Raw genomic sequence first — 12,789 nt, forward strand, 5'->3', positions numbered from 1 at the left:
GCTACTTGAGGCAGGTGTCGAACTCGTCGCGGATGCGCTGCTGCAGTGCCAACGCATCGGGCACGAGCGGTTCGGTCTTGGTGCGGTCGCCACTGGGGTAGTCGCATTTGCCGATCATGGCGCTGCCCGCCCATCGTGGCTCGTTGTAGCGGGCCGGATCGTCCGCCCAGACCCAGGTGAGGCCGACCGGATGCGCCGGACCTGCCTCGACCGCGTGAATGGTCCGCACCACATCCTCATAAGCCGTCGCCGGCGTCGGCACGCTGAAGGTCAGGCGCTCCACCCGTCCGTCGCGGACGCCGATCCACCCGGGGTCGGCCGGTGCAGCCGCGGCCAACTGCCGGTCGATGCGTTGTTTGTCGGCGGGTGTCAGCGGGTTGAAGATCATCCAGTGCGGATCGGCGACACGGTCGGCCGCGGAGACCTCGATTTCGCTGGGTGGCCGGTCGGCGAAGATGCGGAGGACGGCGTCGACGGCGGCACCAGGTTTCTCGGCCTCATGGATCCGCACCTTCGACGCGTCAGGCGCGCCGCCGCCCAACCACATGATTTCGCCAGCCGGCGCATCCGCACGGAGGCGACGTACCAAGCCGGTCACCTGCCCGGTGTCTTCCGGCAGATCGGCGCCCCCGGAGATCGAGGTCTGTTGGGCCACAAGGATCTTCATCCGCTGGTTGAACTTCGCGAAGTCATCGCCGCGCAGCTCGTCGAGTTGGTCAACCACCGCGCCGACCTGCTGATCGCTGGCCTGCTCCATGTCGACCTCGAGTTCGAACCGAGTGCCTTCGAGGACGCCGTTGTCATAGATCAGGTCGACATCCGCCACACCGGGCATCTCCGCGATGCGGTTTCGGATGTCGAGTGCTTCCTGCTCGCGGTCGGGCGCACCGGTGCAGCCACTCAGCCCGGCCGTCACTGCAACCAACAGCGCGGCAGCAGCAAGTCGCATGTTGCTCAGCGTACGGCGGTTGAGGGGGTCCGCTGCGCGCCAATTAACTGAGCGTCAGCGCGAAGACATGCGCTAGCGTTGCCGCCCGAGGGGGCGTCATGGTTGAAAACCTGCTTGCAGACGGCGGAATCGCATATCAGATCGGCTCCACGATCGGCGCCATACTCTGGCCCGTTGTCGGTGGGCTGTTGCTGAGCATCGGCATCCGGCGTCGCATAGCCCACACCCGCTGGGTCCGTCACGACGACAACAGATTGCTTCACCCGGAAAGCTCTGTCCCTTCCGAGGACCGGCCACCGCCGCAGCCGTCCAACGGGACGTGGTTCATGATCAGCGGGACGGTGCTGCTGGCCATCGGGCTTCTCCACCTCGTCGCGCTCGCCATCGACCCCGGAACGGCGCAAAGTACGCCTCCCTACTCCTGAGCGCCCCGATTCAGACTCCGTCAAAAGTTTTGACGATCTCCTCACCCACACACCACCCGAGCCGGCCCAGCAACCCTCCCCACACCAAATGCCCCAATAACCGCCACCTGCCACACCCATCTCGGTAACGTCGAACGTGATGAGCGGGGCACCGACGTGTTGATCGCGGCGTTACGCGATCTGCAGTGGCGCCGACGGCGATTCATGATCGCCGCAGTCGGCACCGCGTTGGTTTTTGCCATGACGCTGGTATTGACGGGCCTGGCGAACGGTTTCCGCGTCGAAGCCGAACGCAGCGTGGACGCCCTCCACCTGGATGCGTTCATGATCAAGGAGGGCGCGGCCGGTCCGTTCCTCGGCTCAGCGCCGTTGCCGCTCACCGACGTTCAACGGGCGGCCAAGCTTCCGGGTGTCGTCACGGCCGTCCCGCTGGTGTACGGCTCATCGACCATCCCCGCCGGCGGCACCCCGCGGAACGTGAACGTGTTCGGGGTGCCAGAACAGGGCCCGGGCACACCGACATTGAAGGAGGGCCGGGCACCGCATACGCCCGACGAGGTCGCGGTGTCGACGACGATGAGTCGCCCCGTCGGAGCCGATGTCGACGTCGGCGCGTCGAAACTGCGGGTCGTCGGACTGGTCGATGACCTCACCGCCCTGGCCGCCCAGGACAACATCTACCTGACGGTGCCCGGCGCCCAACAACTGCTGTTCTCCGGGCAGAAGCTGATCTCGTCGGTCGGCATCGTCGGCAACCCGGGGGCGGCACCACCGGAGTTCCGCATCGTCGACCGGGCCGGCGCCATCGACGACATGGTCCGCCCGCTGCGCGGCGCCAACCAGGCGATGAGCCTGATGGCCGGCCTGCTGTGGGCGGTCGCGGCGCTGATCGTCGGCTCGGTGATCTACCTGTCCGCCCTGGAACGCACCCGCGACTTCGCGGTATTCAAGGCCGTCGGCGTGGCCACCCGATCCATCATGGCCGGGTTGGCGATGCAGGCCGTCGCCGTCGCCCTGCTGGCCGCCCTGCTGGGTGCGGGGCTCTCGCTCGTGCTCGGGCCGCCGTTCCCGATGCGCTGCGACGTGCCCACCCTGGCGTTTGTCGCGCTGCCGATCGTCGCCGTCGTGATCGGCCTGCTGGCCAGCGTGGCCGGGCTGCGCCGCGCCGTCACCATCGACCCCGCCCTGGCATTCCGAGGACCCTGACATGGCCGACCTTCTCGTCAAAGACCTCGTCGTGGAGTACTCCAGCGGCGGCTATGCCGTGCGCCCGATCGACGGACTCGACCTCGAAGTCCCCGCCGGATCGCTGGCAATCCTGTTGGGCCCCAGCGGTTGCGGAAAGACCACCCTGCTCTCATGCCTGGGCGGGATCCTCAAACCGACCGCGGGCCGCATCGAATTCGGCGACGTCGACGTGACGACCCTGAACAAGAAGGCGCTGTCGGATTACCGGCGCGACACCGTCGGGATCGTGTTCCAGGCCTTCAACCTGGTGCCCAGCCTCACTGCGATGGAGAACGTGATGGTGCCGCTGCGCGCCGCAGGCATGAGCCGCTACGGTGCCCGCGAGCGCGCGATGGAGCTGCTGACCCGCGTCGGGCTCGAGCACCGATTGCACCACCGCCCCGGCAATCTCAGTGGCGGACAACAACAGCGCGTCGCGGTGGCTCGCGCGATCGCGCTCGACCCGCCACTGATCCTGGCCGACGAGCCCACCGCCCATCTGGACTTCATCCAGGTCGAGGAGGTGCTGCGGCTCATCCGTGAGCTCGCCAGCGACGAACGCGTCGTCGTTGTCGCCACCCACGACACCCGCATCCTGCCGCTGGCCGACCAGGTCGTGGAGCTCGTCCCGCACGTCGCCGTCGAGCATCAGGGCCCCGAAACCGCCACCATCGAAGCCGGCGAGGTACTGTTCACCCAGGGCGAGATGGGCGACCTGATCTACATCATCACCGACGGCGAGATCGAGCTTGCCCGCGAATTGGCCAGCGGTGGTGAGGAAGTCATCAAGGTCGTCGGGCCCGGTGACTACTTCGGGGAGATGGGTCCATTGTTCAGCCTGCCGCGTTCAGCCACCGCACGCGCCATGACCGACGCCACCGTCGTCGGCTACACGGTGCAGGCATTCCGGGAACTGCTCGGCCCCACCGGCGCCCGGAACCTCATCGGGCGCTCCGAATCAGAGGACTGATGTGACCGAACTCGACACCCGCGTCGCGGTCTACCTCGACTTCGACAACATCGTCATCTCCCGCTACGACCAGGTCAACGGCCGCAACTCTTTTCAAAAGGACAAGGCCAAGGGCCTAGAGGCCGACAAGCTAACCAAGGCCACCGTCGACCTCGGCGCCATCCTCGACTTCGCCTCGTCCTTCGGCACGTTGGTGCTCACCCGCGCCTACGCGGACTGGTCGGCCGACCTCAACGCCGGATACCGCGAGCAGCTAGTCGGTCGCGCCGTCGACCTGGTGCAGCTCTTCCCCGCCGCCGCGTACGGCAAGAACGGCGCCGACATCCGGCTGGCCGTCGACACGGTCGAGGACATGTTCCGGCTGCCCGACCTCACCCATGTGGTGATCGTGGCCGGCGACTCCGACTACATTCCCCTCGCCCAGCGCTGTAAACGGCTGGGCCGCTATGTCGTCGGCATCGGGGTGGCCGGATCATCCAGCCGGGTGCTGGCCGCCGCGTGCGACGAGTTCGTCGTCTACGACTCGCTGCCCGGCGTTCCTTCCCTGAATGCCGAGCCCGAACCCAAGCCGCAGAAGCGCACCCGCAAGCAGGAAGAACCCGACCCGCAGGCAGAGGCCACCGCGCTGCTCACCCGCGCCCTGCAGATCGGTTTGGAGAAGGACGACGCCGAGTGGCTGCACAACTCCGCGGTCAAAGCGCAGATGAAGCGGATGGACCCGTCGTTCAGTGAGAAGTCGTTGGGTTTCAAGTCGTTCAGCGATTTCCTGCGGTCGCGTTCCGATGTCGTCGAGCTGGATGAGAGTTCGACGACGCGCTTGGTCAAGCTGAAGTAGCCTGCCCCGCCCCACCACCCGCATGCGTCCTGGTGATGACCGGATCCGGATACCCGGCATCACTCGTCGCCCTGGACACCGCCTCGCTGACCGCGTCCACCCGCTCACGAGGCACCAGCGCGATGACGCAGCCACCGAACCCGCCGCCCGTCATCCGCGCTCCGAGCGCACCGGCCTGCACGGCCGTCGCGGCGATCAGATCGAGGTGGGGAGTGGTGATCTCGAAGTCGTCGCGCATCGAGGCGTGCGATGCGGTCCACAGCTCACCGACCGCCACAAAGTCCGAAGAGTCCATCGCCGCAACGCAATCGAGCACCCGCTGGTTCTCGGTCAGAACATGACGCGCGCGCCGGGCATCGACCGGATCTTTCACCGCCCCGAGCGCTGACGCGTCAGAGACCTCACGCAGCGAGGCCACCCCGAGATCGGCAGCGGCCCGCTCGCAGGATGCCCGCCGGGCCGCGTACTCACCACCAGCGTGCGCATGCCGGACCCCTGAGTCGATCAACAGCAGAGTTACCCCGGACGCCTCGGGATCGAAGCGCACCGGTTGCACGGTGACATCGCGGAAGTCGATCAGCATCGCCTGCCCCGATTCGCCGAACAACGATGCCAGCTGATCGAGCAGTCCCGTTGGCGCACCGACATACTCGTTCTCGGCCTGCTGGGCTATGTGCGCCTGCTCGACCCGATCGAGATCGACACCCAGTGCGGTAAGCAGCGCACCGAGCACCGCGCATTCCAGCGCCGCCGACGAGGAGAGTCCCGACCCGATCTCGATCTCACTCGTGATCGTCATCGTTCCACCGGGCACTGCAACCCCGGCGTTCAGCAGCGCCCACACCACCCCGGCGACGTACGCCGCCCAGCCCGTCACCTCCCCGGGCACGGTATCCAGACCGATCTCCACCGGCCCGTCGCCCAACGAACTCGATACCGACAGCGCCCCCGACGGGCTGGGGTCAAAGCTGACAAATGTTCTCTGCGGCAAGGCAATCGGCAGCGCGAACCCCGCGTTGTAGTCGGTGTGCTCGCCGATCAGATTGATCCGGCCCGGGGCGGAGTATCTGACCGTCATAGCCGAACCCTAGTGCCGGGAACTAGCTGGCAGCCACCATCTGCGGCGGCCGGCGCCAACCCAGTTCGACCTGAAGCGGGAACGCCAGGGTCTTGCGGGAGATTTCGACGCCATTGACGCTGACCGCGCCGTTCGCCGTGGCCTGACCCGACTGGATGGCGACGATGTGGCCGTCGATCACCACGGCCACCGCGGCGAACAGCTGCAGCCGCAGAGCGGCCTTGGCGGCCAGGGACATCACCGGGAAGCTGTCCACCTCGATGTCGAGGTTGTGCTCGCGGTCCGCGGTGATGACGTGGGTGTGCAGCGGCACGATCTGCTTCACCCGCGGCTGCACATGTGACTTCTTGATCGCCGCGGTGATGGCGCCATAGGTATGCCAGCCCTCAAGGATGAGGTCGGTCATCGTCTCATTCAGCGCCGCCCGCAACGAGGCCTCGATCTCCTGGGCCAGCGCGCGACGTGCCACCACGCCGAGAGTGCGCAGCGGCCCGGCGGATTGGTTGTTGGCCGTCGTCTGCGTTACGGCATGCTCGATCCTGGCCTGGGTCTGACGCGACTCCGGCAGCATCCAATTGCCAACGGACGTTTCGGTGATCGGTGACGTGGTCATGATCGGATCTCCTCGACGATGGTGGAACGCGATGTCTCGGATGGGACCACGGAGAGAACGTGGTCATGGTCGGAGTTGTCGGCGGGGCGGACATCGAAAGGCACCGGCACACCGGGATGGGTCGCGACGGTGACGTGCGCCTTGAGGAACTTTGCACCCCGGTGCCGCCATGCCCGCCCGGCCAGCCCCGCGGCAATCGCCAAGGCGCACAACACCAACAGCGGTATCCACGGATTGCTGGTCGGCGGAGGCGGGGTGTCGTGGCCTCCCACTGCAGGAGTGACCGTGGGGTACGTGGGCGACGGCTGCGACGGCACGACGATCGCCGGGCTACTGGGGCGCGTCGACGTCGCGGTCGGCGTATCGGTTTCGCAGGTCGTGTACGAGTTCAGTTTGAACGACGGGGTCGGGGTGGGCGACGGGAAGTTCGGCGGAATCACGATGTACGAATTGATGGGCGGTTCCGTGATGGGCGGTTCCGTCGTAGGCGGTGTGGTTACCGGCGTCGTCGGCGGCGTGGTCGGAGCCGTGGTCACGGGCGTCGTCGGTTCTGTCGTCGTGGCGCACGGATCGGCAAGCGCCTGACCTGTCCCACCGACGAGAGCCAGGCAGACAGCCGCGACCACCACGGCCGCACTCGCGCGTCGCCTGCAGTTCCCCGACGTCCCCATCTCGGACCACCCCAATACTTCGGCTGCTAGCTGAAGTATTGGGGTGTGGCCAGCGGTTGTAATGCGTAGCGGACTACTCGAATTAGTGGTGATCCACCCGATGCGCCCGGCGGAAGCGGTCGATATACGCCGGCCAGTCCCAGGTCGACAGGAACTCCGTCGTCGCCGCGTACCCCTTGTCGTACAGGGCCTCGGCCTCATTGCGGCTGATGTCGAAGTCCAGCACCCCGACGTCGGTCGAATCCACCTGGATCGCACGCACCTTCACCCACGGCTGGCTCAGATAAGCCTGGTCGTGACCGACCAGCATGGTGGTGATCAGGCTTTCCAGAAGCGAGGGACGGCCAAACGTCAGCAGGCCCAGCCCGGGGATCAGCTGCTCGGCCGACGGGGCAGGTAGGTACGGCACCACCGTCACCCCGAACGTCGGCCACCGCGGTTCCGCGCCGTCGGGACGGTCGAAGGAGTCGATCGGAAAGTTCGACAGCACCCCGCCGTCCACCAACGTGCACGGTGTTCCGTCAGCGGTTTCCAGCGTGACGGGATGGAACAGGAACGGAATGGCCATCGAGGCCCGCACCGCGTCGGCGACGAGTTGCTCATCGGGATCCAGGCCGTAGACCCGCCGGTAATCCCATGGCAGCCGCACCAATTGACCGGTGGTCACGTCGGTCACCGTGACTGTCAGCCGGTAGCGCCGCTCGGGCAGCAGGCTGTCGTCCTTGATGGCCAGATCACCAAAGGTCTTGACGCCCAGGTTCTTCAGCTCGCTGCGAATCCAGTCGTAGGCGAAGTCACCGCGATAGATGCCGGTCTCGCGGAGCAGACCCCACGCGGTGCCGAGCACCGGGATGCTCTCGATCGGCCCGCTGTCGCGGAACTTGCGGTACGGCACACTCAGCGCCAACTCCCGCAACTGGTCACTGGTCAAGTCGTTGCGTTGTACCGCCGCGGCCACCACCGCGCCGACCAGGGACCCCGCCGAGGTGCCCGAGATCCGCTCGATCGCGTACCCCGCGTCCTGGAGCGCGACGACGGCGCCCACCAGGCCGATGCCCTTGACCCCGCCCCCGGAAAGTACGAGGTCAGCACGGTGCGGGGAACGTTTCGCAGCCATGACCCCAGCTTGGCACGGCCGCCTGACAATCAACCGGACGTTCGAGAACTCTTACCCATGGTGGTCTCCAACCCGATGAACAGCACGTCGAGCCCGCGGTCGAGTTCGGCGGCACCGTCGTAGGACCCGAGCGCAGGAGCCAGTGCACGCACCTGCGGGAACTCGATGATCGACAGTCGGTGCAGACCCAGTCGCAGCACATCGTCGGGCTCCTCCGGCCGTTCGACGACCTCCTGCAACTCGGTGAGGATGTGGCCGTACAGATAGCCGAACAGCATCCGGTAGATGTGCAGGGCATCGGTCCCGGAGAATCCGGCCGCCGTCAGCAGCGCCAGGACATCCTCCAGCGGCCGCAGCATTCCCGGCGGACGCTGTCCCAGCGGGGTGGCCAGCGGACGAGTCACCATCAGCGGCACGACATTTGGATGCGCCAGCGCCAGCTGCCGAAACTCGTGCGCCACCGCGCGTAGCTGGCCGGCCCAGTCGGGGTCGGCGGTGTCCACGCGCAGTTGGCTGATCACGATCTCGGTGACCCCGTCGAGCAACGCGGCCTTGTTGGGCACATGCCGGTAGAGCACGGCAGGATCCCGGCCGACCTCTTCACTGAGCCGACGCATGGACAGACCGTCGACACCGTCGCGGTCCACCAGTCGCAGGGCAGACTGCAGGATCACCGATCGGTTGATCTGACCCTCCACACCGCGCCGGGGCGCGGTCGCCTGTTTGACCATCGTGACGACTCCTCCATAGGGCTGGAGCGTCAGACTACATCGGGTGTCAACACTGTAGACAAACATCGTTGCGGTTGCGTTGGGCTGCGCGTAGGGTCGAGCCATCGGGACCACACAGGCTCCCAAGTCAAAGGGGCCAACCATGGCTGACAAGTCGCCACGCCAGAGCATGACCAAGAAATCGGGCAAGTCGCTCAAGGAGAAACGCGCGGCCAAGCGGGACAAGGCCGTCGACGCGCACTCGACCGAGGAAGTCCTCCACCACAAGCGGCGTTGAGACTCGGCTCGCCAGATAAGCCAGGGGGCAGGAGGGGCCCGGACGTAACCGCGTCCGGGCCTTTCGATGTGCGATGTGGCGCTCGGCATGTCCGAAACCGCCCCTCACGTAGCATCGAATTGTCATGCGAATCGCCATCAGTGGGGCCGGAGTCGCCGGGACGGCGTTGGCGCACTGGCTGCATCGCACCGGGCACACCCCGACACTGATCGAGCGCGCTCCGGCGTTTCGCACCGGCGGCTACATGATCGACTTCTGGGGCATCGGATACCGCGTGGCCCGGCAGATGGGCATCGAACCGGCCATCCGCGACGCGGGATACGACGTCCACTGTGTGCGCTCGATCGGACCCGATGGCACGACGCGGGCCGCACTCGGCGTCGACGTTTTCCGGCGCATGATCGGCAACGACTTCACCAGCCTGCCGCGCGGCGATCTGGCCTCCGCCATCTATCGCACTGTCGAGGACAGCGTGCCGACCCTGTTCGGCGACAGCATCACCGGCATCGACCAACACCCTGACGGGGTACGGGTGACGTTCGAGAACGGCCCGCCCGACGACTTCGACCTCGTCATCGGTGCCGACGGCCTGCACTCCAACGTGCGCAGCCTGGTTTTCGGCCCCGAGGAACACTACGAGCACTACCTGGGCTGCAAGGTGGCCGCGTGCATCGTTGACGGCTACACCGGGGGCGATTCCGGCGCGTACCTCACCTACAGCATCCCGGGTCGGCAGGTCGGGCAGTTCACGTTGCGCAACAACCGAACCATGTTCCTGTTCGTGTTCCGTGATGAGCACGACGACCACGGCATGACGCCAAAAGAGCAGTTACACAATCAGTTCGACGACGCAGGCTGGGAATGCCGACGGATTCTGACCGCACTGGACGGCGTCGATGATCTCTTCTTCGACGTGGTCAGCCAGATCCGGATGGACCGCTGGTCAGACGGCCGGGTGCTGCTGATCGGTGATGCCGCAGGCTGCATCTCGCTGCTCGGCGGCGAGGGCACCGGGCTCGCGATCACCGAGGCGTACGCCCTGGCCGGGGAATTCGCCCGCGCCAACGGCGATCACCGAACGGCCTTCGGAAGCTACGAATCGCTGTTACGACCGTTCATCAAGAGCAAGCAGGCCGGCGCCGAACGGATGCTGGGTTTCTTCGCCACCAGAACGCGATTCGGGTTGTGGTTCCGCAATGTGGCGCTGCGGGCGATGAACCTGAGCCGCCCGGTGGCGGGCCTGTTCGCCGGCAGCGTGCGCGACGACCTCGACCTGCCCGACTACCGGATCAGCTAGCGGCGGGCCGGCTCGGCCCGCTCGGACTCGACCTCGGCCGGCTCCCGCGAGGCGCGCACACAGATCCGCGCCCCACGGTGCGGGACCAACGTCACGTGCTTGACGCGCTGCCGTTCGTCGGCAGCTGTGGTGGTGAAAAGGTCCACCCGGCGCAGGATTTCCCGCAGCACGACCCGTAGCTCGACCATCGCGAACGTCGCCCCCAGGCAACGCCGGTTGCCGCCGCCGAACGGGAACCAGGTGGTTGGCCCGAGCGTCACGCCGAACATCCGGTCCGGGTCGAACCGGCCGGCGTCGGGATAGACGTCGTCGCTTTCGTGGACCAGGCCGATGCCCGGCGCCACCATCACCCCGGCGGGCAGCCGGTAGCCGGCCAGCTCGACCGGCTGCTTGAGTACCCGGCCGACGTCGAACACCACCGGCCGGATCCGCAGCGTCTCCTTGGCCACGGCGTCGAGGTACTCGTCGTCGCCGTCACGCGCGGCCCGTACCGCCTTGTCCAGCACCGCGGGATGACGGGTCAGGCGCTCCAGCGCCCATGACAGTGCGGTCGCGGTCGTCTCATGCCCGGCGACGAGCAGGGTCATCAGCTGATCGCGCAGCTCACGGTCGGTCATGGTGTGCCCGCCCTCATTGGCCGAACGCACCAGCATGGCCAGCACATCGGTGCGGGTCGCGACCTCCGGGTCGGCCCGCCGATCGGCGATCTCGGCGTACAGCAGCCGGTCGGCCTCCTCGACGTTGCGCTGCAGGGCCCGCCACGGGCGCCGGCGCTGCAGGTCAGGGCTGGCCAGGGCCAGCGTCTCCCACGGGCCGACGCTGAGCAGCCGCGGCATCACCGCCCGCAAGGCGGCCAGCCGGGCCGGATCCGACGCCCCGATCACGGTCCGCAGGATCACCTCAAGGGTTATCTCGGCCATCTTCGGGGCGGCCGGGAAAGTGGTGCCAACCGGCCAGCCCGCGATGTTGGCGGCGGCGATCTCGGTCATGATCTCGGTCTGGCGGGCCACGGCGTCGCGGTGGAACGCCGGCAGCATCTGCCGTCGGCGTTCGTGGTGTTCGTCCTCGTCGATCACCAGCACCGAGCTGTCCCCGAGCAGGGAACTGAGCACCGAGTTCGCTTCCCCGGCATGGAAGATCGTCGGATCTCCGGCGAACACCACCTTGATGTCGGCGCGATCTGCCAGGTACACCATGGTGCCCATCGCCGGAACCCGCACCGTGAACACGTCGCCGTAGCGGCGGCGGCAGGCCGACACGAATCGCGGCCAGTACCGCAGCATCAAAACGCCCTGCACGGACGGGGGCAACGGAGGCCCCGGAGGTAACCCCACCATTCCTCCACCCTACGAGCCGGAGACCGCCGGTGGACCGGAAGCCGCCAGAGGCCCGGACGCCGGCTGCGTCCGGGCCCTGCCTCCCCCAGGCTTACTTGGCGTGGTTGCGCTGGTGGTGGTGATGGGTCGCGGACCCGGGCTGCGGCATGTTGTGCTGGTTCGGGAAGGCCTGGTGCGAGCTGACCGACGGGCCGGTGTTGGCGACGGAAGCGTCGGCGTGAGCGGTGGCGGCGCCCAGGGCGATCAACGCGGGGGCGGCGGCGAGGGTGAAACCGGCGGCGATGCGGCGGGTGATGGTGCTCATGTCGACTCCTTTGTCGGATAAGGCTTTTCGGTTTTTTCTCCGGTGTGTTCCGGTGTTGAGATAAGAATGCGCCGATCCGGCCCGCGGCTGTATCGACCGACCGGCCCATCCACCGGACGAACCTCGTGTCCCCCGATCGGGGGACACGAACCAGATGTCACCCGCTGGTCATCGAATTGCCGTCTGACGCGACCGGCGCACGCGGCTAGGATCAGCAAACAGATCCAAGGGGGGTCCTGATGGGCATCGATCTCAAGGTGGCCGGCTCGGCGCTGTGCGCGGTGCTGCTCGCCGCCTGCACCCCCACCGTCCCCGATTCCGGCGGCCCGCAGGTCGACGTTCTGGGCAGCATGATGGCCAGCGAATCCGAGATCAACACCGTGATGAACGCCCAGGTCCGGCCGAAGACCGCTCTGCGCAGCCCGATGACCAACGCCAACTATGAGCCCATCTCGCGCCCGGAGTGCATCGTCGTCATCGGCAACGGAATGGAGTGGGTCTACCGCGACAGCGGCTACCGGGCGTTCCGTGAAACCCAGCTCGCGGACGACGCCGACGACGTGGAGGTCGACCAGGCGATCTCCAGATTCGACAACCCCAAAGCAGCTCAGGCCATGGTCGACCGCACCGTCGACATCTGGCGCCGCTGCGGCGATGACACCCTGACCTTCAGCTACAACGGCGGCGAGACGCGGGATGCCCGGCGGATGGGCGTCCCGACCGCGCTCGACGGTGTCGACATCACCAATGACGTACCGCTGGATGTCGCCGACCGCCTCACCCACCGCGCGATCCTGGCCGTCGACAACTTCGTGGTCGACCTGCGAATCAGCGGCTACGACGTCACCGACCGGCAGACGGTCCAGCTGGCAAAGATCATCGCCGGACGCAACGCGCTCTGACCACCTACGCTGGTCAGAGGAGTGCGAGGACGACGACCGTGGCTGGCCACGCTGTG

At 67.0% G+C, this 12,789-nt stretch carries 16 protein-coding genes; 8 read left to right on the forward strand and 8 right to left on the reverse strand.

What is annotated here, in order from left to right; genetic code table 11:
• Position 1 precedes the first annotated feature (1 nt).
• On the reverse strand, positions 2-949 hold the full coding sequence (locus tag EH231_RS14950) for a hypothetical protein (protein WP_124712662.1): 948 nt from the start codon (positions 947-949) through the stop codon (positions 2-4).
• 98 nt (positions 950-1,047) lie between these two features.
• Between EH231_RS14950 and EH231_RS14955 the strand changes: the two genes are divergently transcribed.
• The 4 genes from EH231_RS14955 to EH231_RS14970 all read left to right on the forward strand — a co-directional run bounded on the left by EH231_RS14955 (position 1,048) and on the right by EH231_RS14970 (position 4,406).
• A complete protein-coding gene (locus EH231_RS14955; RefSeq protein WP_090424493.1) occupies positions 1,048-1,374 on the forward strand; it encodes a hypothetical protein in 327 nt (108 codons plus the stop codon).
• Positions 1,375-1,530: 156 nt separating this feature from the next.
• Positions 1,531-2,580 carry an ABC transporter permease gene (locus tag EH231_RS14960; protein WP_124712663.1) on the forward strand — a complete coding sequence of 350 codons (1,050 nt, stop codon included), beginning with the start codon at positions 1,531-1,533 and terminating at the stop codon, positions 2,578-2,580.
• A gap of 1 nt (position 2,581) precedes the next feature.
• A complete protein-coding gene (locus tag EH231_RS14965) occupies positions 2,582-3,571 on the forward strand; it encodes an ABC transporter ATP-binding protein (protein WP_090424492.1) in 990 nt (329 codons plus the stop codon).
• A 1-nt stretch (position 3,572) separates the two neighbouring features.
• Entirely contained in the window at positions 3,573-4,406 is an 834-nt protein-coding gene (locus tag EH231_RS14970; RefSeq protein WP_090424491.1) for an NYN domain-containing protein, read from the forward strand.
• On the opposite strand, the gene EH231_RS14975 is transcribed toward EH231_RS14970, so the two are convergent.
• The 3 genes from EH231_RS14975 to EH231_RS33835 are packed head-to-tail and all read right to left on the reverse strand — an operon-like array spanning position 4,393 to position 6,369.
• Positions 4,393-5,484, reverse strand: coding sequence for a galactokinase (locus EH231_RS14975; RefSeq protein ID WP_124712664.1), 1,092 nt, complete (start codon positions 5,482-5,484; stop codon positions 4,393-4,395). The two genes, EH231_RS14970 and EH231_RS14975, sit on opposite strands and share 14 nt — an antisense overlap.
• 22 nt (positions 5,485-5,506) lie before the next feature.
• Entirely contained in the window at positions 5,507-6,097 is a 591-nt protein-coding gene (locus EH231_RS14980; RefSeq protein ID WP_124712665.1) for a hypothetical protein, read from the reverse strand.
• Positions 6,094-6,369 (reverse strand): hypothetical protein, encoded by a 276-nt coding sequence (locus tag EH231_RS33835; protein WP_164480705.1) that lies wholly within the window; start codon positions 6,367-6,369, stop codon positions 6,094-6,096. Before EH231_RS33835 ends, EH231_RS14980 begins: the two co-directional genes overlap by 4 nt.
• Before the next feature lie 13 nt (positions 6,370-6,382).
• Here EH231_RS33835 and EH231_RS33840 point away from each other — a divergent pair, with 13 nt between their 5' ends.
• Positions 6,383-6,682 carry a hypothetical protein gene (locus EH231_RS33840; protein WP_164480706.1) on the forward strand — a complete coding sequence of 100 codons (300 nt, stop codon included), beginning with the start codon at positions 6,383-6,385 and terminating at the stop codon, positions 6,680-6,682.
• Between the two features lie 168 nt (positions 6,683-6,850).
• Here EH231_RS33840 and EH231_RS14990 read toward each other — a convergent pair whose 3' ends face one another.
• Both EH231_RS14990 and EH231_RS14995 read right to left on the reverse strand, forming a co-directional pair.
• Entirely contained in the window at positions 6,851-7,885 is a 1,035-nt protein-coding gene (locus EH231_RS14990; protein WP_090424487.1) for a patatin-like phospholipase family protein, read from the reverse strand.
• 29 nt (positions 7,886-7,914) lie between these two features.
• Positions 7,915-8,616: a TetR/AcrR family transcriptional regulator C-terminal domain-containing protein gene (locus tag EH231_RS14995; RefSeq protein WP_090424486.1), complete on the reverse strand. Its 702-nt coding sequence runs from the start codon at positions 8,614-8,616 to the stop codon at positions 7,915-7,917.
• 142 nt (positions 8,617-8,758) lie between these two features.
• Here EH231_RS14995 and EH231_RS34595 point away from each other — a divergent pair, with 142 nt between their 5' ends.
• Complete coding sequence (locus tag EH231_RS34595) at positions 8,759-8,893, forward strand: hypothetical protein (protein WP_268952471.1); 135 nt, start codon at positions 8,759-8,761, stop codon at positions 8,891-8,893.
• 124 nt (positions 8,894-9,017) lie between these two features.
• Positions 9,018-10,190, forward strand: a complete 1,173-nt coding sequence (locus EH231_RS15000; protein WP_124712667.1) for an FAD-binding domain — start codon at positions 9,018-9,020, stop codon at positions 10,188-10,190.
• On the opposite strand, the gene EH231_RS15005 is transcribed toward EH231_RS15000, so the two are convergent.
• Together EH231_RS15005 and EH231_RS15010 are read right to left on the reverse strand one after the other, a co-directional pair.
• Entirely contained in the window at positions 10,187-11,527 is a 1,341-nt protein-coding gene (locus EH231_RS15005; RefSeq protein WP_090424484.1) for a cytochrome P450, read from the reverse strand. The genes EH231_RS15000 and EH231_RS15005 overlap by 4 nt on opposite strands.
• 91 nt (positions 11,528-11,618) lie before the next feature.
• Positions 11,619-11,831: a hypothetical protein gene (locus EH231_RS15010; RefSeq protein ID WP_090424483.1), complete on the reverse strand. Its 213-nt coding sequence runs from the start codon at positions 11,829-11,831 to the stop codon at positions 11,619-11,621.
• A 239-nt stretch (positions 11,832-12,070) separates the two neighbouring features.
• Here EH231_RS15010 and EH231_RS15015 point away from each other — a divergent pair, with 239 nt between their 5' ends.
• On the forward strand, positions 12,071-12,733 hold the full coding sequence (locus EH231_RS15015; RefSeq protein WP_124712668.1) for a sensor domain-containing protein: 663 nt from the start codon (positions 12,071-12,073) through the stop codon (positions 12,731-12,733).
• Positions 12,734-12,789 lie beyond the last annotated feature (56 nt).

Origin of the sequence: Mycolicibacterium nivoides, from assembly GCF_003855255.1 — a bacterium.
GTDB lineage: Bacteria > Actinomycetota > Actinomycetes > Mycobacteriales > Mycobacteriaceae > Mycobacterium > Mycobacterium nivoides.